Origin of the sequence: Acinetobacter sp. C26M (assembly GCF_023702675.1) — a bacterium.
In the GTDB taxonomy this organism is placed as follows: domain Bacteria; phylum Pseudomonadota; class Gammaproteobacteria; order Pseudomonadales; family Moraxellaceae; genus Acinetobacter.
In genome coordinates, this window is sequence record NZ_CP098478.1 from 2900105 (window position 1) to 2921403 (window position 21299).

18 protein-coding genes are annotated in these 21299 nt (G+C 39.7%); 12 read left to right on the top strand and 6 right to left on the bottom strand.

The genetic code is table 11. From position 1 onward, the window contains the following. Nucleotides 1–153 precede the first annotated feature (153 nt). Complete coding sequence (locus NDN11_RS13240; RefSeq protein WP_251109906.1) at nt 154–972, top strand: rRNA large subunit pseudouridine synthase E; 819 nt, start codon at nt 154–156, stop codon at nt 970–972. A gap of 40 nt (nt 973–1012) precedes the next feature. Here NDN11_RS13240 and NDN11_RS13245 read toward each other — a convergent pair whose 3' ends face one another. From NDN11_RS13245 to NDN11_RS13260, 4 genes are all read right to left on the bottom strand, one after another. Then, nucleotides 1013–1411 carry a hypothetical protein gene (locus NDN11_RS13245; protein ID WP_251109907.1) on the bottom strand — a complete coding sequence of 133 codons (399 nt, stop codon included), beginning with the start codon at nt 1409–1411 and terminating at the stop codon, nt 1013–1015. A 224-nt stretch (nt 1412–1635) separates the two neighbouring features. Continuing rightward, entirely contained in the window at nt 1636–3867 is a 2232-nt protein-coding gene (locus NDN11_RS13250; protein ID WP_171549248.1) for an NADP-dependent isocitrate dehydrogenase, read from the bottom strand. A gap of 328 nt (nt 3868–4195) precedes the next feature. Beyond that, entirely contained in the window at nt 4196–5572 is a 1377-nt protein-coding gene (locus tag NDN11_RS13255; protein ID WP_167250713.1) for a heavy metal sensor histidine kinase, read from the bottom strand. Further along, nucleotides 5556–6239 (bottom strand): heavy metal response regulator transcription factor, encoded by a 684-nt coding sequence (locus tag NDN11_RS13260; RefSeq protein WP_251109908.1) that lies wholly within the window; start codon nt 6237–6239, stop codon nt 5556–5558. The genes NDN11_RS13255 and NDN11_RS13260 overlap by 17 nt, the downstream gene beginning before the upstream one ends. A gap of 150 nt (nt 6240–6389) precedes the next feature. Between NDN11_RS13260 and NDN11_RS13265 the strand changes: the two genes are divergently transcribed. Next, nucleotides 6390–7082: an outer membrane protein gene (locus tag NDN11_RS13265; RefSeq protein WP_251109909.1), complete on the top strand. Its 693-nt coding sequence runs from the start codon at nt 6390–6392 to the stop codon at nt 7080–7082. A gap of 119 nt (nt 7083–7201) precedes the next feature. After that, nucleotides 7202–7603: a hydroxyisourate hydrolase gene (gene uraH, locus NDN11_RS13270; protein ID WP_251109910.1), complete on the top strand. Its 402-nt coding sequence runs from the start codon at nt 7202–7204 to the stop codon at nt 7601–7603. Between the two features lie 37 nt (nt 7604–7640). Here the strand turns inward: uraH and NDN11_RS13275 are convergent, their stop codons facing one another. Continuing rightward, nucleotides 7641–9344 (bottom strand): M61 family metallopeptidase, encoded by a 1704-nt coding sequence (locus NDN11_RS13275; RefSeq protein ID WP_251109911.1) that lies wholly within the window; start codon nt 9342–9344, stop codon nt 7641–7643. 170 nt (nt 9345–9514) lie between these two features. Between NDN11_RS13275 and NDN11_RS13280 the strand changes: the two genes are divergently transcribed. The 9 genes from NDN11_RS13280 (at nt 9515) to NDN11_RS13320 (ending at nt 20159) form a co-directional block, all read left to right on the top strand. Then, nucleotides 9515–10834, top strand: a complete 1320-nt coding sequence (locus NDN11_RS13280; RefSeq protein ID WP_251109912.1) for a D-alanyl-D-alanine carboxypeptidase PBP6B — start codon at nt 9515–9517, stop codon at nt 10832–10834. 93 nt (nt 10835–10927) lie between these two features. Continuing rightward, complete coding sequence (locus NDN11_RS13285; RefSeq protein ID WP_251109913.1) at nt 10928–12214, top strand: NAD(P)/FAD-dependent oxidoreductase; 1287 nt, start codon at nt 10928–10930, stop codon at nt 12212–12214. A gap of 122 nt (nt 12215–12336) precedes the next feature. Then, nucleotides 12337–12819 (top strand): FKBP-type peptidyl-prolyl cis-trans isomerase, encoded by a 483-nt coding sequence (locus tag NDN11_RS13290; protein WP_004801387.1) that lies wholly within the window; start codon nt 12337–12339, stop codon nt 12817–12819. A 119-nt stretch (nt 12820–12938) separates the two neighbouring features. Next, nucleotides 12939–14378: a deoxyribodipyrimidine photo-lyase gene (gene phrB, locus NDN11_RS13295; RefSeq protein ID WP_251109914.1), complete on the top strand. Its 1440-nt coding sequence runs from the start codon at nt 12939–12941 to the stop codon at nt 14376–14378. Between the two features lie 185 nt (nt 14379–14563). Continuing rightward, complete coding sequence (locus NDN11_RS13300) at nt 14564–15313, top strand: hypothetical protein (RefSeq protein ID WP_167250729.1); 750 nt, start codon at nt 14564–14566, stop codon at nt 15311–15313. Further along, nucleotides 15313–16218: a hypothetical protein gene (locus tag NDN11_RS13305; protein ID WP_167250731.1), complete on the top strand. Its 906-nt coding sequence runs from the start codon at nt 15313–15315 to the stop codon at nt 16216–16218. Before NDN11_RS13300 ends, NDN11_RS13305 begins: the two co-directional genes overlap by 1 nt. Further along, nucleotides 16205–17455 (top strand): glycosyltransferase family 2 protein, encoded by a 1251-nt coding sequence (locus NDN11_RS13310; protein ID WP_167250733.1) that lies wholly within the window; start codon nt 16205–16207, stop codon nt 17453–17455. Before NDN11_RS13305 ends, NDN11_RS13310 begins: the two co-directional genes overlap by 14 nt. Beyond that, nucleotides 17456–19303 (top strand): hypothetical protein, encoded by a 1848-nt coding sequence (locus tag NDN11_RS13315; RefSeq protein WP_167250735.1) that lies wholly within the window; start codon nt 17456–17458, stop codon nt 19301–19303. Beyond that, complete coding sequence (locus tag NDN11_RS13320; protein ID WP_251109915.1) at nt 19281–20159, top strand: alpha-amylase family protein; 879 nt, start codon at nt 19281–19283, stop codon at nt 20157–20159. The genes NDN11_RS13315 and NDN11_RS13320 overlap by 23 nt, the downstream gene beginning before the upstream one ends. Here the strand turns inward: NDN11_RS13320 and wecB are convergent, their stop codons facing one another. After that, entirely contained in the window at nt 20160–21299 is a 1140-nt protein-coding gene (gene wecB, locus NDN11_RS13325) for a non-hydrolyzing UDP-N-acetylglucosamine 2-epimerase (RefSeq protein ID WP_251109916.1), read from the bottom strand. It abuts the gene before it with no gap.

A 21299-nucleotide genomic window follows, 5' to 3' on the forward strand; every position in this document is an offset into this window, starting at 1 on the left:
GCCTTCTATGGCATACTTTCGTTTTTTATTGCATGAAACAGTTTAGTCCAAAACAGGTTTTTCTGAGATTTATACGGGAAATAACAACATTTTCCCATTAAATAGAAACCTTTATTGTTATGATGCCGCCCATAGCCAAAGTAGTATATCCATATGAAAGTAGTCGTATTTAATAAACCTTTTGACGTTTTGTCACAGTTTCGCGAAGATGAAAAACATTTAACAGTTTCAAGTTTTATTAAAGATCCTGAACTTCGTATTGCAGGACGTTTAGATTTAGACTCTGAAGGTTTAATGTTTCTTACTGATCATGGTGGTTTAAATCAATTCATCACCCATCCTGATAATAAGAAATATAAAACTTATCTTGCTCAAGTTGATGGTGATGTCACAGAAGAAGCAATTGAAAAACTGCAAAAAGGTGTTGAACTTGCAGATGGTATGACTTTACCTGCCAAAGCACGTAAAGTTGAACAACCTGAATGGCTATGGGAACGTAACCCACCGGTACGTTATCGTGCCAATATTCCAACGACTTGGATCGAACTACAAATCTGCGAAGGTCGTAACCGTCAAGTACGTCGTATGACAGCGGCTGTGGGTTTTCCGACTTTACGTCTGATTCGCACTCAAATTGGTAGCATTGATCTTGTCAAACTGGGTTTACAGCCAGGTGAACAACTCGAAATCGAACCTTTGCTTTATCCAGACTTTAAAGACGTTCCAGCTGATAAGCCTTATGAAGGCCGTTCTTTCGCTAGAAAATCGAATAATAAACCGCATTTCTCTCGCGCCAAAGATAAAGCACGTGAAGAAAAAGGTGAAAAACCATTTAAAAGTAAGAAGAAAGCTGGCGGTGGTACAACCCGTATTTGGCAAACTGATGATGCAGATAAACCACGTCGTAAGACCAATGGTACAACACGTCCAAATACTAAAGCACCACGCGGTCGTAACCGTAATGGTCGTTAAGATTTGATAATATTAAAGCCCACGAAAGTGGGCTTTTCTTTCAACGACAATAATTATCATATATAAATTTTACTGGACCGGAATTTATTACGGGCTTTGTATTTAAACTGCTAGCGTTATCTTGTAGAACTTCAAGTACTTTTCTTTGATCAGTTGTTTTTCTCACTTCAGACAAAGTGACCCAATTTTTTTCACCACAATTCAGCATAATTTTATGAACCATAACTGAATCACGATACCGCTCAATGACAAAATTTTGGTCAAAAAATATCAGTTGATTATAGATGATAACTTTGGGATTCCTTTTAATCACAATACTAGCGGTATCAATATAATTCTTTTGTTTGGCTTTCCCCGATACTAAAACCAGTTCAGCATGTGTGCTTGTCATTATGCTGCTCAATAAAGACATTATTGCTATTCCTAGTTTTTCCATCATCCCCTCTCATATTAAAATTATTTTTAACTGACTTTCTTCGACAGACATTAAATATAAAGACGACTCTTATAAATACAACAGGATAAATATGATTATAAAAATTTAGAAACGAGTCTAATGCTGTATTTCAACTATTTTAAATTTTGATTAGTTATAAAAAAAGCCGATGTTTTCACATCGGCTTTTTTATATCACCGACAACATTGTCGGTGATATATCAAAAATTAAAGTGACGCAAGTGTGGTATTAAACGTTGCACTTGGACGCATTACCGCATTCACTTTTGCTGGATCGATTGCATAGTAACCACCGATATCCGCAGCTTGACCTTGTACTTGAGCAAGCTCAGCAACAATCTTCTGTTCATTTTCAGCAAGTGATTTTGCAAGCGGAGCAAATTTCGCTTTTAACTCAGCATCTTCGTCTTGAGCTGCTAATGCTTCAGCCCAATACAATGCTAAGTAGAAGTGGCTGCCACGGTTATCAAGCTCACCTGTACGACGTGATGGAGATTTGTCGTTATCCAACAATTTCCCTGTCGCTTGATCAAGTGTTTTGGCAAGTAATTTCGCACGGTCATTACTTTCTTTGATACCAAGTTCTTCTAAAGACACAGCCAATGCAAGGAACTCACCAAGAGAATCCCAACGTAAGTGATTTTCTTCAACTAACTGCTGTACATGTTTCGGTGCTGAACCACCCGCACCTGTTTCGTACATACCACCGCCAGCCATTAACGGCACGATCGATAACATTTTCGCTGAAGTACCCAATTCCATAATTGGGAACAAGTCAGTTAAGTAGTCACGTAAAATGTTACCAGTTACAGAAATGGTATCTAAACCACGTGCTACACGCTCAAGCGTATAACGCATTGCACGTACTTGTGACATGATTTGAATATCAAGACCAGTGGTGTCATGATCTTTCAAGTATTTTTCAACTTTCTTGATCAATTCATTTTCGTGTGGACGGTATGGGTCAAGCCAGAAGATTGCAGGCATACCTGAGTTACGCGCACGCGTTACAGCAAGTTTCACCCAGTCACGAATTGGTGCATCTTTCACCTGACACATACGCCAGATATCGCCTTCTTCCACATTTTGTGACATCAACACTTCACCAGTGTCTAGATCAGTAATGTTGGCAATACCTGCTTCTGAAATTTCAAACGTTTTGTCGTGTGAACCGTATTCTTCTGCTTTCTGTGCCATCAAACCAACGTTAGGCACAGTCCCCATAGTACGTGGGTCAAAGTTACCGTTCCACTTACAGAAGTTGATCATTTCTTGGTAAATACGAGCGAAAGTTGACTCAGGCATTACTGCTTTACAATCGTAAGGCTTACCATCTGCACCCCACATTTTACCGCCACCACGAATCATTGCAGGCATAGAAGCATCGACAATCACGTCATTTGGTGAATGGAAGTTAGTAATACCTTTTGCAGAATCTACCATTGCAAGTGCAGGACGGTGTTCTTGGCAAGCATGTAAATCTTCAATGATTTCTTCACGTAAAGATGTCGGTAAAGTTGCAATCTTTTCATAAAGACCAGCCATACCGTTGTTTACGTTAATACCAAGTTCATCAAACAATTTACCGTGTTTTTCAAAAGCATCTTTGTAGTAAATTTTCACACAGTGACCGAATACGATCGGGTGTGAAACTTTCATCATGGTTGCTTTAACGTGTAATGAGAACAAAATGCCCGCTTCACGACAGTCTTCAAGTTCTTTCTCGTAGAAGTCACACAGCGCTTTCTTGCTCATAAACATCGAGTCAATGATTTCACCATCTTGCAGCGCAACTTTTGGCTTGAGCACAATAGTTTCACCAGACTTAGTGATGAGTTCCATTTTCACGTTACGTGCACGGTCTAAAGTCATTGATTTTTCGCCATGGTAGAAGTCGCCTTCATCCATGTGAGAAACGTGAGTCTGTGACCATTGCTTCCACTCGCTCATTGAATGCGGGTGTTTTTTCGCATAATTTTTTACTGCAGCTGGTGCGCGACGGTCAGAGTTACCTTCACGCAATACAGGGTTTACAGCTGAACCAAGGCATTTACCATAACGTGCCTTGATCTCTTTTTCTTCTTCAGTAGTTGGGTTTTCTGGATAATCAGGAATTGCATAGCCCTTCGACTGGAGCTCTTTAATACATGATACCAACTGAGCAACCGAAGCACTGATGTTCGGAAGTTTAATGATATTGGTATCTGGATCTTGCGTAAGGCGACCTAACTCCGCAAGGTTATTGTTTACCTTCTGTTCATCTTTAAGGTAATCTGAAAATTCTGCGAGCACACGAACCGCAACTGAGATGTCACTTTTAACAATCTCAATGCCAGCAGGTTTTGTAAAGGTCTCAATGATCGGTAGTAATGAATAAGTCGCTAATAACGGCGCCTCATCAGTCAGTGTGTAAATGATTTTTGACTTTCCACCAGCCATATATAGCCCCTTGTGTTGGATTGAGTTATGGAAAACTGCGCTTGTGGCCCAGTTCCTAGAACCGATTTGCTTGAACAAACTTGAGAGTATCAGTGTTCATCACATGCGAGTCAACGCAATATCCTGTGATAACGACATTTCGATAAAAAATACTACAAAATGATATAATAGTAGCGTTCTGGTATGTATATATGAGGTCAAGTGATGTCTTTTCAAATACAAACCACTGCCAACTTTAAATGAACGCACTGAATTGATCATTTAGCAAACAAATATGCATATTGCTTAAGCATGAGCCCTATTTTGACAGAGCTTAATGAAGATTACGTTAATTCTTTAGTGGTAAGATCAATTTAAACGCCACTCCTTCAAATCGATTTTCGACCTCAGTTGAACCTGAATGTAACTGCATAATTGAGCGAACAATAGCCAAACCTAGACCACCTGTTTGTGCTTTTTGATGTCGACTTTCATCGACCTGATAAAATCGGTCGAATAAGTAAGGCAAATGTTTTTCATCAATAAAAATGCCTTCTGTCACAATCGTCATGACACAATTTGAATCACGTTGATTTATCGCTACTGCAATCACACCATGCGCTCGACCATGTAAAATGGCATTACTGATTAAATTCGCAATCGCGCGCTGGATTAATGCCTCATTCGCCATGATATTTAGATCATCCATGACATCCAGTTGGAGCGTCATCTGATGTTCTTCAATCAAACAATCAAAATAATCAATAACATTCCTGATTAGCTGTTTGACATTGACTGACTTTTTCTCAAGTACCTGCTCATCGTGTTCAGAACGTGCAATGAACAGCATACTTTCAATCATTTTGGTGAGCCGTTCATACTCTTCCAAATGCGAATATAATAAATTTTCTAATTCTTCTGTTTTACGGGTTTGTGACAATAAAATCTGAGTTTGCCCCATTAAATTATTGAGTGGTGTCCTGAGTTCATGTGCAATATCTTCTGAAAATTGCGCCAGTTTCTGATAATCCTGCTGAATTTTATCCAGCATTTCATTCATCGCCTGACTCAGTTGCTGAACTTCAATATTGGTGGATTCAACTTCAATACGATGATTCAGTTTTTGCACATTAATTTTACTGGTCTCGGCAATCAAAGTACGCATGGAACGAAATAAATAATGTCCCACCATAAATCCAAGAAGACTGGACAACAAAATGCCTAGACCACTATAAAACAAGACTTTCCAAAAATATTGACTCAGGATCTGATTCGCCCCATCCCATTGTTGTCCTGCAATCAATTGATACTGCTTATGACCATATTGAATGGATTGAAATGCGAAGCGTGTACTTGGATGCTCAACTGTATTATTACGATACTGAATTTTATTTGAATAATTCAGTTCAGGGATTTTGATCTGTAATGGATTAATCCTGATCAGGTCGCGAGCTGATTCTTTGACAATAAAAATACTATCCTCATGTCCCACCATATTTTCATAAAGCTTAGGATATTTCCCCAATATCTGAACGGTATGTGCATCGGTCAAAAAAACTTCCATTCGTTTAATCCGAGCAGCCAAGGCCTTATCTTGCTGGGTATAGACCATTTCACGGAAATTTTGATAGGACAAACCGCCAATACTGATAAAAACTACGCAGGAAATTAAGCTAAAGGCAATACTTAAGCGGGAAGCCAATGACAGTCTATTCATTATTGCCATCTTTTAAATCAACCTTATAGCCCATGCCCCTGACCGTATAAATTAACTTGGGAACAAAATGATCATCAATCTTTGCCCTTAATCGGCGTATTGCAACATCCACCACATTGGTATCCGTATCAAAATTAATATTCCAAACCATTGAGGCAATTTGCGTTCGTGTGAGTACTTCACCACGATGTTGAATCAACAACTGTAACAACACAAACTCTTTGGCAGTTAAATCAATTTTGGTATCAGCACGATACACTTCCCGACTGAGTCGGTTTAAGCTTAAGTTTGAAATTTGATAAATTTCTTTTTCTACATTCGGTACACGGCGTAACAGGCTTTTGATCCTTGCCAAGAGTTCCACATAAGAAAAGGGTTTAATTAAATAATCATCGGCTCCGAGCTCTAAACCTTTTACTCGATCCAGCACGTGATCTTTTGCAGTTAGCATTAAAACTGGAATTTTCGAAAACGTCCGTAGCGTTTGTAAGACTTGCCAACCGTCCAGTTGTGGCAGCATCACATCCAAAATCAGTAAATCAAAGACGTCTTGTTGCAAACGTGACAATGCCTCTATGCCATCTTTTGCAATAGCACAGGTATAACCTGATTCAGTTAATCCTTTCGCTAAAAACTGCGCGATTTTAGATTCATCTTCGACAATTAAAATATGCATCCCACATATTAACCTTGTTTATTCATTGCCAAGATTACAAATCGGTAATCCAATTGTCATCACGCCAAGATTTTTTTCTTCCTACCATGTTCTGAGGAAATAAAGATTTTTATCACCAAACATTCCTCTACTGTTTTTGGAAAATTAAATATGGACAAGCTACTTACCCGTTTCGCGGTTTCATCTGTTTTACTGACTGCTGTATCCCTAAGTTACGCTCAGGACATCAATGATGCAGCTTATTATATCTCTGCAAAAGTTGCCGCTGCTAAGCTTCAAGCCGACAATATGGAAACCAGCTTACGCCCTGGCATTGGTCAATTTATCGCGGCTAAAGATAAAAAAGATTTAACCAATACCTCATTGGGTTTCGGCTATGACTTTGGCAATGGTTGGCGTACTGAAGGTGAATATAACTTTAAAAATAATGCTGAATTTACCAGCGGTTCAAGCAACTTTCCCACCAGTCTCAATCATCATAAAGTCGAGACTCAGCGTCTGATGCTGAATGCTTATCGTGATTTTGAGGTCATCAACAATGTAGCCGTGTATGGCAATGTCGGCTTAGGTATTGCCCGCACCGAATCTTCAGGCTGGCAAGGTAATGTATCTCGTCAATACCTTGCAAATACCGAAACACAATTGGTCTATAGCTTAGGTGCAGGTGCGACTTACAAAGCCATTAAAAATTTAAATCTTGATTTAGGTTATCGCTATGTAGACTTGGGTAAAGCCGATAGCGGGTTAAATAACTTCACCAATGCACGTAACTTGCAAGATGAGCAGATGAAAGCACATCTATACTCAAGCGAGCTCTATCTCGGTGCAAGATATTCATTCTAAAACAGTATTAAAAAGCACTGATCAACAGTGCTTTTTGCGCTCCTATCCCATGCATTGCCTTCACAACAACTGACGGCAATGCATACGAAAACATTGATCTAGAAAGGTGAAATATTGCTATGCATAAAAATCTATTCGCCATCGCCACACTATCGGCTTCAAGCAGCTTATTCGCAGCGACAAATCCATTGAGTGTGCATGTTCTCAATCAGCAAAGTGGTCTACCTGCTGCTAATGTCACCGTTGTTCTCGAAGCACAACAAAAAAATCAATGGATAGAAATCAATCAGGCCAAAACTGATCAGAATGGACGAATTACTGCCCTTTATCCGACGCAACAACAATTAAAGTCGGGTATTTACAAAGTAACTTTTAAAACAGGCGACTGGTATAAAACCCAAAAGCAAAGTAGCTTTTTTCCTGAAATTCCTGTTATTTTTGAAGTTGATGGCACTTTACCGCACTATCACATTCCATTACTGCTCAGCCCTTATGGTTATTCGACCTACCGTGGCAGCTAATAAAAAAGGACGCTCATAGCGTCCTTTTTATCAAATTCTAACCCTTCAACCAGCGGTCAACTTTTTGCTGGTCTTCAACTTTGAACTCAACTGTTGTCAGTGAGTTTTCACCCGCTTGCAGTTCCAGCTGTAACAACTCATCGCGACGGAATGCATAAACTGTAAAACAACCTTTTTGCTTCGCATATTTGGCTAAAAGTTTTTCTGATGCTTTGATACCATCAATCGCGATAATCACATCATTCGCCGACAAGCCCGCTTGAGCTGCGGCACTGTCACGACGAAGCTGTTGCACCACCACACCTTCCGCTTTATCAGCCACTTTTAAGCCAAAAGGCAAAGCCTTATCATCTTTGATGTTATAACTTAAACCAAATTCAGGGAATAATTGATCGAGTGGTAATTCATCCGTGGTGTTGATCAAATGATTGATCTGCTCGATCCAGTTATCACCTGTCAGTTCATTACATAATTCAAAAATAGTGCGGTCATTGACCTGAATGCCGTTTTGGGTATTTTCATACAGACGACGCATCAAAGCATCTAAGTTTGAACCACGTAAGCGTAAGCCCAAGTCTAGGCAAAGTGCCACTAAACTGCCTTTGTTATAGTAACTCGTTCCCGCATTATTCGAGTTTTCATCCTGACGGTAGAACTTGATCCACGCATCAAAACTAGACTCGGAAACCGATTGAATTGAACGTCCTGGATTTTGTAAATAACGATCAATTTGTGCTTTCAGTAGCTCTAAATAAGACTTCTGCGAAATCACGCCACTACGCAATAAAATCAAATCATCGTAATAAGACGTAAAACCTTCAAAAATCCAAAGTAAGCTGGTATAGGCTTCTTTATGCAAATCATAATCGGCAAAATTTTCAGGACGAATAAATTTCACTAACCATGAATGAAAATATTCATGGCTACAAAGCCCTAAAAAGCGTTGATAATCTTGAGAAGGTTCTTCTGTTTCATCTACCTTCGGTAAATCATCCCGTGGCGTAATTAAGCTGGTACTGTTGCAGTGCTCCAAACCACCATAACTATTGCCTGTCGCCATGGTCATAAAGGTATAGTTTTGGAATGGTGCTGAACCAAACATGTTGATTTCAGTCTGGCAGATCTTTTGAATGTCCGCTTCTAAACGCGACAAGTTGGTATTGTGCTTACCTGAGATTACAAACTCATGCGGAATACCATTAGCTTCAAAACTAAAACGACTTTGATCTGCCAATTCAAATGGACTATCAATCAGTTGGTCATAGTTCTCTGCTTTTAAGGTAAAACGTCCCTTCACTAAGCTTTTTGATGGCAAACCTGTTGCGATTTGAAAATGTTTTAATTCATCAGGTAGAAATAGTTCAAGCTCACATGCTGCTTGTTCTTGATCTATCAGCCCTAAACAAACACATGCTGGATTAACATATAACCGTGTTTGATCGACATAAGCACCACGTACGGACAAATCATAGGCATATACATCATATTCAACCGTAATCAGTTCATGATCGGTATTGAATAAACGCCAGCGATTCTTTTCAGTTTTTTTAATCGTCAGTAAACGTCCAGCTTCGTCTGATGCTTTCACCGACTCAATATGTTTTGAAAACTCTCGAATCAGATAGCTACCTGGAATCCAAGTTGGTAACCAAAGCTCTTGGTTTGGATTTGCAAGAAAACGAAGGGTGACATGAATTAGGTGTTGGCGATAATCGTCGAACTCAATTTGATAATGCAACATAATTTTTAATCATGAAAATAGGAACAATTTCACACAGCTTAGCATTTTTTTACAAAGTCTTGCCTAGATGTCTTAATTGTCAGCAAAAGTTGCTGGATTCTTCAACAAAAAAGTCATAGCATTCTTGTCTCGCATTCTAGGCCATCGGATCGGCAATACAAGGTATTCACGTGAAATTTCTCCTCTCCCTCTTTACGTTGTTTAGTTTTATTTGTGCAAACCTTGCACATGCAAATTTACTGAACATCGCACCTGAAACAGTTGAAGCACAAGCATGGTCAGTGATTGATGCTCAATCAGGGCAAATCATTGCTGAACATAATAGCCATGTTCAACGCGCACCAGCGTCTTTAACTAAAATGATGGTTGCCTATATTGCATTAAAAGACATTGAAGCAGGTAAATTACGTAAAGAAGAAGTACTGACGGCTACACCTGTGGTCAGCACAGTGATGTGGGATGAGTCACAGATGTACCTGAAAGCTGGCGAACAGATTTCTGTGGATCAGCTTTTGGCAGGTTTAATTGTGATGTCTGCCAATGATGCGGCAGTTACCCTTGCTGAAAAAATTTCAGGTAGTGTGCCACAGTTCGTTGCTCGTATGAATCAAGAAGCACAAGCATTGGGCATGAAAGATACACATTTCAGTAATCCTGCTGGAATCACCATGACTGATCACTATTCAACAGCTGCAGATTTAAGCTTACTTGCGAAAGCGATTGTGAAAGAAACACCTGAATATTTGCATTATTCAAAAATGCCGAGTTTTAGCTATAACCAGCACTTCCATCATGCAACCAATCTTGCATTGAAAATGGATCCAACCGCAGATGGCCTAAAAACGGGTTATACCAAAGCAGCAGGCTACAATCTTGCATTAACAGCAGAGCGTCCGACTTTTAACCCACATGTTGAAAAGCGTCGTTTGATCGTTGTAGTACTCGGAACCCCAAGTGCCGTAAAGCGTGCAGAAGTTGCTCATAAACTCATGAACTTGGCCTACACTTACACCCGTGACGAAGAAGTTATTCCAAAGCAAAGACTCATTGCAGAACTTCCTGTGATTAAATCGACTTTAAAAATGTTTAAAGTTGAGACACAGCAACCAACCATTGTAACAACGTCTCTATATGGTCAAGCGACACCGATTGATTTAAATACTTTTGATTTATTGACACAACGCATTCATTTGATTGATGCAAATCAGCAAGTGACCACGGTTGAACCCCTTCAAACCACCAATACACATATCAATATCGAACTCAATGAACAACATTTAACAGCACCTTTAACTCAAGTAATGAACTTGGCAACGGTATCGATTTATCAAAATAATCAGTTGATTCGTAGTTTACAAATTGAGAATGATGTGCAGATTGAAGAAGCCAATATATTCCAGAAAATTATGATTTGGTTTTCTAATTTATTCTCTTTTTTCTCTACCAGTGATAGTAAAGCTGCCAAACTTTATCCATTAAATCAAGGATAAAAAACCAACTATTTTTATCAAGATTAACCATACAATATTGAGAAAAGGATGGCATAATCCAACCATCCTTTCACAAAAATAATTAGGTTGATCATGAGCAAAACCTTACATCATATCGTGATTGTGGGCGGTGGCGCAGGTGGTTTAGAACTTGCAACACAACTAGGTGAGCGTTTTGGCAGACGTAAGAAAGCTAAAATTACCCTAGTTGACCAAAATCTCACTCACATATGGAAACCTCTCCTACACGAAATCGCTGCTGGCTCACTAAATCCTCACGAAGAACAAACCAATTATTTTGCTCACGCACAGAAACATCATTTTGAGTTCGTACTTGGAACCTTAATCGATGTAAACAAAGATCAAAAACAAATTACGCTTTCTCCCCCACAGCTTTCCAAAGAACACACCCCACTCACCCAAAATCTCAGCTACGATACACTTGTGCTAGCCGTAGGTTCAGTATCCAATGACTTTGGTACAGAAGGTGTACGCGAACATTGTCATTTCCTCGATAGCCGTCAACAAGCCGATATCTTCCAACAAGATTTGTTTCATCTATATATCGAAGCACAAAACCAACCAACCGAACGCGCTTTAAATATTGGTATCGTCGGGGCTGGTGCAACAGGTGTTGAGCTGGCGGCAGAACTGATTGAAACCACGAAAAACTTTTATCGTTATGGCCTCAAGAAAATTGATCCGAAGCAAGTCAAAATTACTTTAATTGAAGCCTCTGATCGTATTCTGCCTGCACTTACAGAAAAAACCGCAGCACATAGTGCTAAGCAACTCAAGAAAATGGGCATTGAAATTCTGACCCAACATAAAGTGCAAAAAGTCGATGAATCGAATGTCTATTTTAGTAATGGTAGTGTCTTGCACTCAGATATTACGGTCTGGGCGGCAGGCGTCAAAGCACCGAAAGTGCTAGAGTCATTTACAGATTTTAAACGAGACAAAATTAATCGTTTAATGGTCTATGCAACATTGCAAACTTACTCAGACCCAAATGTATTTGCCTTTGGCGATTGTGCCAACTGTCAACTAGATGCTCGCCAGCCGCCCCTAGGTCCACGCGCACAAGTGGCAAGTCAACAAGCAACATTCTTAGTAGATGCAATGGCAGCACGGTTGTCGGGTTCGCCACAACCGATGTTTAGTTTTAATGAGAAAGGCTCATTGGTGTCATTAAGTCATAATCAGGCTGTAGGAGAATTGTTAGGCGATGTCAGCGTACAAGGTTTTATTGCCAAAACCATGTATGTTTCTCTATACCGATTGCATCAAGCCAACATTCATGGTTATACCCAAGCAGGCATGCTTACCATGAAAGATTTTCTGACACGTCGCGTACGTCCAAAAATTAAACTGTATTGAGTTGAAATTTGCTATTTCGTCCCTATAAATGATGAAATAGTTTCAAAAAGTGGAAAATAGTCAACAAAATCTATTTTTCACTTTATGATATACACCTAAATTGATTGAATGGATCAAATAACATGACTGCTATTGCACTTAACCACGTGGTTTCATTCCACTACACTTTAACAAACGCTGAGGGTGAAACACTTGATCAATCTCAAGGTGAACCACTTGCATATTTGCACGGCGCAGGCAACATCATTCCTGGTTTAGAAAATGCACTTACAGGTAAAACTGTAGGCGAAAAATTCACTGTAAACGTTCCAGCTGCTGAAGGCTATGGCGAGTACAACCCAGATTTAGTACAAGAAGTTCCAGCTCAAATGTTCCAAGGCGTGGACAACATCCAACCTGGTATGCAATTCCAAGCTCAAACTGATGATGGCGTTCAAATCGTTACTGTTAAAGCGATTGAAGGCGACAACATCATTGTTGATGCGAACTTCCCACTTGCTGGCCAAGATCTTACTTTTGAAGTTGAAATCGTTGAAATCCGTGATGCTTCTCAAGAAGAATTAGATCATGGTCACGTTCACGGTGCAGGTGGTCACCACCACTAATTCATTTTTGAATTAGATGGAAAAAGCAAAGCTTCGGCTTTGCTTTTTTATTGCCAAGTACTTTTACAAAGTCAAAAAATCGCTTAAGGTCATTCAAATCATCATTTATAACACTTGCTATGTCTCAGACCTATCAACTGATTTGGTTTCGCCAAGATTTAAGAATCCATGATCATGCAGCGCTTTGGCATGCAACTCAGGCAGGTCCTACAATTGCACTTGTCATTTTGTCCCCTTCGCAGTGGCAGCAACATAACGATGCAGCGATTAAAATCGAATTTTATCTACGTCAATTACAACAACTCAAACTGCAACTTGCGGACCTGAATATTCCCCTGCTGGTTCAAACAATTCCATTTTGGAAAGATACCCCTGATTTTTTCTCGCATTTAATACAAAAACTTAATATTGAAAATATATATGCCAATATCGAACTCGGGGTAAATGAGTTAAAACGAGATCGGACTGTACAGCAGCAACTCAATCAGCATAAAAAAGAATTGATCCTTTTCCATGATCGAACTTTATTTCCAGTTGCCTCTATCCGCAATCAATCTAACTCGCCCTATCAGGTTTTTGGTGCATTCAAGAAAACCTGCTATCAACGTTTACAGCACGGTTTACCCCAATGTTATCCATCACCAACGAAGCAGCAACCACTGTCGCTGGATATATCAGCCTTTCAACAAGATGATATTCAAACATTACAACGCGACTATATAAAACAAATCCAAGATACCAACTTTAGCAATTGGCAAGTTGGAGAAGCACATGCACTTATGCTCTTAGATCAATTTATTGATGAACGTTTAACTGACTATAAAACAGCACGGGATTTACCTGCGCTATCTGGCACCAGTCAGCTTTCAGCCTATTTAAATATTGGCATTATTTCGATTCGCCAATGCCTGCAAGCCCTATTTAGACCGCAACACGGACATTTTGAGATTCAGTCCGAAGGCCAACAAACATGGCTGGATGAACTACTTTGGCGTGAGTTTTATCAACACATCTTGTTTGATTTCCCTAAAGTCTCCAAACATCAGCCCTTTCAATCTCATACTCAAAAAATCAACTGGCGAGATGATCCAATTGCATTAGAACAATGGCAGCAAGGACAAACAGGCATCCCCATTATTGATGCTGGCATGCGACAAATGTTAGCTACAGGTTGGATGCATAATCGGGTGCGTATGATTTGCGCCATGTTTCTAAGCAAAAATCTGCTTATTGACTGGCGTAAGGGTGAACAATGGTTTATGCAGCACCTAATTGATGGTGACTTGGCTGCCAATAATGGTGGATGGCAATGGTGTGCTTCGACAGGGACGGATGCTGTTCCCTATTTCCGTGTATTTAATCCCATTACGCAGTCACAAAAGTTTGATCCTGAGGGAGAATATATTCGTCAATGGGTTCCTGAACTGGCCCATCTTGATAACAAAATGATTCATGAACCTTATGCTAGAAATCAGCCTTCAACACTGGATTATCCTGAGCCGATGGTGGATTTAAAGGCCAGCCGCTTACGTGCAATCGAAGCATTTAAGTCATCTTAGGGTGGCTTACATAAATTAAAAAAATTATAAAATAAGACAATTTTTATTGTTTTGAAATACAGACTATACTGTATGTTACTGTTTATAAAATTATTTTACAAAGCCAACAACACAAAAACTGTCGTCAAAACTGTAAAATAATGCTAACTTCTTCACAAAAGACATTTATTAAAACTAAAATTATTATGCAAAAAAATCCGGCTCCAGCACTCGTCTTATGGATTATCTCAGCTCAAATTTTTATGGGCATCGTTGCGTATGAGTGGCTACCAGCAAGTTATCGCGGAAGCTGGGTATTTCTACTTATTCTGTTAATTTCAGGGGCTTTTTTAAATGTTGGTATGGCATTAGTACTTGGCCTCGTTACATTTGTAGGTGTAGCTGTCTATTTTTTCCTCGACCTAGCCAATCAAACCTATGTGGAACGCCAACTCCTGCTATTGTTCGTCCTGCCGATTACCCCCATTTTTTTAAGTGCGATCCGTCATAATATTCAAAATGCGCTCAAAAGCTTCCGTGACATTCAAAGTTATGATCGTAATTATCAACACGATATTTTGCCACTTACAGCGTTGAAACATTTCCAAGGCGAATTAAAAAAGCTACTTCAACTCACGCACAAAGACCACTATAAAATCATTACCACCCATATCAACAATACCGTACTGATTCGTGAAATGTTGGGCGAAGATATTTGGAAAGAAACCCAAAATAAAATTATGGCGATTCTTTCAAATGAAAGAGATAGTGTGATTTACCATTTCATTAATGAAGAACTCAGTGAAATTAAAAGTATTGTCATTCATGAACCGAGCATGGATGAACATCAGATCTATCCCCGCTTCATTCAAGATCTTCAAGAACTCACTGTACTCAAACTGCATATTGAGCAACATACTGAATACTTGACACCTTCCAGTCGAGAGGTGCACTGATGTCTGTATTACTTAATATTTGTGGTGTACTGGTTGCGACCAGCCATTTCCCAGATACAACCTTGCAGCAATTTTATCAGCAGTACTATCACTGTCAGATCGAAACAGCAAAGACAGATCTAAGCACTCAAATTCAGCCCCCTCAAATTGTTGCTGAATTCTTTCCTCAGCCTGCGACGTGGTGGCCTGTATTTACATCTGATCAGTTGGACTCCGAAAGCTTCAAACAGTTGGTCGAACAAGGTATTAAACCAGGTGTAATCTTACCGAATGAATATTTTAGTGCAGTTAAATATTATAAAATTAAAAAAGCCGTGAACGAGGGTGCTATTCCTGTTGCTTTCTATCAAATGGCCCATGCAAAGTATTTTGCCGCCAAAGCAACATTCTCTACAGCCATAGGTCTACGCCCCTTAGCAGCACTGATTGAAACGGGTTGGGATGAGAACCTGATTGCCCAGCCTGCTGGCAGCTATATTATTCAATCAGATTTCCCAGATGAATTACGCATTCCAGCACGAAAAATTCAACATCATCAGCACTATTTTTATCAAGCCATTACAGATCCTTCGCAAAGCTCAGGTTATCAAGTGGTGATTAATCCGCCACTTGGAATGCCTGTAAATACCATCGAATACCCCAAACTGGGCATTTCATGGGATTTGAATCGCACACAATTTAGCAGCAGTACTGATGGAGTCGAAACCAGTTTATTTGGCTATATTCTAATTGGGCTAAGTACAGTGGTCATTCCACTCGACTATATTTATTCAGCACATTATCCAAGTTTACTTAGTACATTTGGGAGTTCAATTTCTTGGATTTCACTATTACTTGGTGGCGGACTACTCCTTATCTTGATTATTTCTATCATTCGTAGGAGAAGAATAAATGCCCGCAATTGATATTCTTTTCTTATTTGGTTTTCTGGGTATCTGGATTCCTCAAGCCTTTTGGGCTTGGTTAAGTTTCCAAGCATGGAAATATTCAAAAAATGCAGCCAAAGAACTGGAGAATATGCCTGTTCCTGAGCATTGGCCTGTGTTAAGTGTTCTGATTCCTGCCTACAACGAAGGTGTTGTAATCGAAGATACTTTACATGCGATTGCACAGCAGGACTATCCTGCTCACGCCTATGAAGTTCTACTAATTAATGATGGTTCGAAAGACAATACGCTAGAAATTGCAGAGCGGATGGCTGCAATTTATCCTTGCATAAAAATTGTTAATGTCCCTAAAGGCATGGGAGGAAAAGGTAAGTCTCGTACTCTCAATAATGGTTTACCTCATGCCACAGGAGAATTAATCGTCGTCTATGATGCAGATAGTACGCCAGAGCCAGACTGTGTACGACTGTTGGCCCAAACCTTACTTGCAGATAAAAAGTTAGTGGCGGTAAACGGGAAAGTGCGTACCCGTAACTGGCGTGACAGTATTTTGACTCGGTTTATTGCGATTGAATTTATTTTCTTTCAATGGATTTTCCAAGGTGGTCGCTGGCAACGTTTCGAACTGTCTACCTTGATGGGCACCAATTATGTAATCTGGCGCGATGCTCTAGAAACACTTGGTGGTTTTGATGAAAAATCTTTGGTTGATGATACCGAAATGAGCTTCCGTATCTTCCTCGGGCAAAGACGAATCAAGTGGGTACCTTACGCGGTTGGTTGGCAACAAGATCCACCCTCGTTAAGTGTCTTTGTCAAACAGCGTTCACGCTGGACACAAGGGAATTTCTACGTTACCAGTAAATATTTACCGATCGCACTTCGAAAACCGTTCCCTATCGGCATCGAAATTTTTAACAACATCATGTGCTATGTGCTGTTTGTACCTGCACTGATCTGGAGTCACATCACCTTAACGTTAGGGTTATTGGGTATTGCAGGGATTACCGTTCCTGGTCCATTTACCCTACTTTGGGGCCTATCCTTCTGTTTATATGTCGCACAAATGTGGTTCACCTTATCTTTAGAAAGAGCCAAACCTCAACTATATTTCTTCGCGGTTTTATCTTATGTCACGTATTCACAAGTATTCTTATTTATCGTGTTTAAAGCGGCTTATGACATGCTTAAAAATAAGATTCAGGGAAACTCGTTACAGTGGTATAAAACTGAGCGTAGCAAGGAGAAAAAATAAATGAAAAATAAAACCTTACATCATCCATTTTTAAAAGCTATGCTTGCAAGTGTAGTACTCTCCTTGCCCGTATTTACATCCGCGGACACATTGAATACATGGACCTTTGACAATATCAATACGTCCAATAAATATACCATTGAGCCACACTTCTTTTATGTGGGCAAAGGCTCTGAATGGCAGAATATTCGTTTTAGTAGTGATTATTCCACAGAGCATTTCACTACTTTATTGGTCAAATTTGATGACAAGCTGATCTATAACACCACACTAAACGGTGATGGTACGCTGAGTTTTGATATTCCAGCAACCCCAAGCGGCTTTCATCGTCTAGATTTTATTTTACAGCAATATTCGCCAAATACCTCGCCTGCTGCTGACCGTACTACCTTCTGTAGTGAAGATGTCGATCAGGTGACTTATTTAAGTAACTCTAAAATTGAATATGTTCGCCACCGACCGATTTATCGCTTAAAAGATTTACCAGATGCCTTATTCAACCCTCAGGTTGTGCGACCAACGCCATTTGTTGGCGTCTTGAAATATAACCCTGCACATGTCAATGAAGCTTCAATGTTAGGGCGTTTGATCAGTGCATGGGGTTCAGTCACGCCTATCCAATGGTATGAGCAAAATGCACCAACAGAACAGACTCCCAACTTTTATATAGAAATTGTAAAGTCAGCTAGTCCTTTACCAAAAGGGACTTTAGTGCAAATTAGCACTGAAAATGATATTCCAACCTTACAAATTCAATATGACCAACCTGAAAAACTGACCTCCGCAATTAACGGCTTACTCAATGCAGATTACTTACAGCAACTGAACACCTCTGCAACCTTTCTTCCGAATAAGCTTGCAGCACCAAATTGGGCTAAAATCAAACAAATTCATACCCTTGCCGATTTAGGTATCAGTGATTTCCGCTTGAACCAAGCTGAAAAAAATCTCTTCCTCAACTTCCCCGCTGTTTGGCAGCCAACGGATATTTTACAAGGTCAAATCGCACTCCGTGTGCAAAGTGGTTTATTGGAAGGCTCAAACATTACCACTTGGATCGATGGGGGCTTTGCTGGGAGTTTAAAAACAGCCAATTTAGATTCTGACCCCGTGAATCGACAATTCAACTACTTTGCCAAAACCATTTCAAATAATACAACCTTCAATTTGAAGCTTGAGAATTCGGTTATTGTAAATTCACAGTGCCTACCAACCGCGAAAGGTTCACTTTGGATTGATACACAAAAGTCGACAGTGAAACTGCCACATAAACTCAAAAATGGGGTTGCATCCTTATCGATGACTTTTGCAACCCATCCAACTATTGCTATTGATAGTAATGCAGGGAGTTTAGAAATTGCGATGATCGTCAGCCAAGTGGCTAAAAAAATGCTGATGACCAATGATCCAATCCCGCTAAACCTAGTGAAATTAGATCCCAATAAACCTGAACTTCTTAATGTACAGGTGAATCCTAATATCTATCGTCAACAGGTTTTAATGCATCAAAGTACACTTTATGCACCTGCAACTGCCAATGGTTTCTTGGTCAGTTTCCACGATCAACGTTTTGATATTATTACTGACTCAATGCAAGGTGCGCAGAACTTCACCAAGCTTTGGGAAAAGGTTCAACAAAATATCCCAAACAATGCCAGTAAAATTTTAGTCACTGAAAGCGGTCAAGTTTTTGTTTTACAAAAAATTATGGTTGGAAACCAAAAAGCGCCTCTCGTTAAGCAATCATCATTCTTTATCTTGGTCGTTATAATCTCTGCTATCATGATTCTTGCAATTTTGCTCTGGTACTGGCGAAAAAGACCAAATGCTAAGAATAAGGCTGACTAAATCAACAATTTTAATCACGCTTGCTTTATCAGCTCTGCTATTTTTAGGAGGTTGTATTCATCATCTCAAAACAGATGTACAACCTCCACACATTGAAGGTATGTTTTGGCAGCCTGACTTGGCAACTACGCCACCGTCAGGCAATTGGAACTTATTAGGTGTCTCTACTTTTGTACCCCAATGGTCAGTGGTGCAATCTAAATCTTGGTTTGACCATGATATCGGTTTAGAAAAATGGGATAAAAATATTAATCTGAAACAACTTCAGCAAAAGCCATGGGCTCAACATATTCTTTTGGGCTTGGCTGGAGAATATGATGAAAGGTTAGCCCGCTCCAATGTATTGCAGCTTGCCGAGAATTCTAAAAAAATCATTGCGAATACTAAAGTCATTCCACTTAAAGGTTATTACTTTCCAGTGGAAGCAGACCCAACTTGGATCTGTGTAGATGATTTAGCCAAAGCCATTCGAACCTTACCCAAACCACTTTGGATCAGTATCTATAGTGGCGAACAAGCACCTGAACATTTAGATTCGTGGTTAAAAAGCTGGTTACCAAGCCACACAGGTGTGTTCTTCCAAGATGGTGTTGGCGTTGGAACCCGTTCTCCGCAACAAGCCCGAGTCGTGCTAGAAGACCTTCAAAAAGAATTTGGTAAGGACAATATTGTGATTGTATTAGAAGCTTTTCGTCCTGTGAAAGGCGGAAAGTTTCGCTCCGCCTACCCGTGGGAAATCATGAAACAACTGAAAGCCTACGAAGGGCAAAAAGTGTATATCTTTGACGGCCCACACTATATGAACCGTATGACTGTTTATGCTGTCGCCTTGTGGTATAAACTCAAATACAGCTAATCAATCATGAGACCAACCATCTGCAATTTGGTCTAAAATACGTTGCGACGCTTTACCATCTCCAAAGGGATTTGGAACATTGGCCATTAGCTCGTAATGTGCTTGATCAGATAATAATTTCTCAGCTTCTGCTACGATTTTTTCTTGATCCGTCCCAACCAATATCCCAGCACCTACTTGTACAACTTCGGGGCGCTCCGTTGTCTCTCTTAAGATCAGTACAGGCTTATTAAATGAAGGGCTTTCCTCTTGTAAACCACCAGAATCCGTTAAAATAAAACTAGCCCGATCAATCACAGCCAGTAAGCTTGGATAATCGAGAGGTTTAACCAAATGTACTTGAGCATGTCCATCAAATTGAGCATGAACAAGATCATGTACGGCAGGATTTAAGTGTACAGGCCACACAAAATGCACATCTCTATATTTCTGTGCTAAATGCTGAACGGCATTACAGATGTTTTGAATACCTTCACCGAAATTTTCACGACGATGCGCTGTAATTAAGACCACTCGTGAATTGGCTGAGAAATTCAAATCATGTTGCTGTAAATAATTTTGTTCAGCACCTTTACGCTGAATCAGTTCTCGACCTAAATAGACTGCATCTACCACAGTATTACCAGTTACTGTAATTGCATCAGTAGCAATATGCTCCTGCAATAAATTCTGTTTCGACTGCTCAGTCGGTGCGAAATGCCATTGAGTAATTCTTGAAACCAGTTGACGATTGCCTTCTTCTGGAAATGGGTGCTCTAAATCATAAGAACGTAAACCTGCTTCAACATGAGCGACTGGAATTTTCATAGAAAAGGCGACTAATCCAGCAGCTAGAACAGTTGTGGTATCACCTTGAATTATAATTGCATCGCGCTGTTGCCCATCATTAAAAACACCTTCTAACTGACTTAGACCTTGTATCAATAATTGATTTAGACTTTGGCCTGCATTCATCATTTTTAAACGATGATCAATTTTTATTTGAAAGAATTCAATCGCATCACGAACTAACTCATCATGCTGACCTGTGAAAATAACTTCGACCTGAAAACGAGAATCCTGTTGAGCTTGTAAAATAACAGGTGCTAATTTAATCAATTCAGGTCGTGTTCCAAACACAATCGATATCATTTTTTTCAT

Coding starts and splice junctions, on each gene's coding strand:
- NDN11_RS13240 (WP_251109906.1), top strand. CDS start 154: ATGAAAGTAGTCGTATTTAATAAACCTTTTGACGTTTTGTCACAGTTT.
- NDN11_RS13245 (WP_251109907.1), bottom strand. CDS start 1,411: ATGATGGAAAAACTAGGAATAGCAATAATGTCTTTATTGAGCAGCATA.
- NDN11_RS13250 (WP_171549248.1), bottom strand. CDS start 3,867: ATGGCTGGTGGAAAGTCAAAAATCATTTACACACTGACTGATGAGGCG.
- NDN11_RS13255 (WP_167250713.1), bottom strand. CDS start 5,572: ATGGCAATAATGAATAGACTGTCATTGGCTTCCCGCTTAAGTATTGCC.
- NDN11_RS13260 (WP_251109908.1), bottom strand. CDS start 6,239: ATGCATATTTTAATTGTCGAAGATGAATCTAAAATCGCGCAGTTTTTA.
- NDN11_RS13265 (WP_251109909.1), top strand. CDS start 6,390: ATGGACAAGCTACTTACCCGTTTCGCGGTTTCATCTGTTTTACTGACT.
- uraH (WP_251109910.1), top strand. CDS start 7,202: ATGCATAAAAATCTATTCGCCATCGCCACACTATCGGCTTCAAGCAGC.
- NDN11_RS13275 (WP_251109911.1), bottom strand. CDS start 9,344: ATGTTGCATTATCAAATTGAGTTCGACGATTATCGCCAACACCTAATT.
- NDN11_RS13285 (WP_251109913.1), top strand. CDS start 10,928: ATGAGCAAAACCTTACATCATATCGTGATTGTGGGCGGTGGCGCAGGT.
- NDN11_RS13290 (WP_004801387.1), top strand. CDS start 12,337: ATGACTGCTATTGCACTTAACCACGTGGTTTCATTCCACTACACTTTA.
- phrB (WP_251109914.1), top strand. CDS start 12,939: ATGTCTCAGACCTATCAACTGATTTGGTTTCGCCAAGATTTAAGAATC.
- NDN11_RS13300 (WP_167250729.1), top strand. CDS start 14,564: ATGCAAAAAAATCCGGCTCCAGCACTCGTCTTATGGATTATCTCAGCT.
- NDN11_RS13305 (WP_167250731.1), top strand. CDS start 15,313: ATGTCTGTATTACTTAATATTTGTGGTGTACTGGTTGCGACCAGCCAT.
- NDN11_RS13310 (WP_167250733.1), top strand. CDS start 16,205: ATGCCCGCAATTGATATTCTTTTCTTATTTGGTTTTCTGGGTATCTGG.
- NDN11_RS13315 (WP_167250735.1), top strand. CDS start 17,456: ATGAAAAATAAAACCTTACATCATCCATTTTTAAAAGCTATGCTTGCA.
- NDN11_RS13320 (WP_251109915.1), top strand. CDS start 19,281: ATGCTAAGAATAAGGCTGACTAAATCAACAATTTTAATCACGCTTGCT.
- wecB (WP_251109916.1), bottom strand. CDS start 21,299: ATGAAAAAAATGATATCGATTGTGTTTGGAACACGACCTGAATTGATT.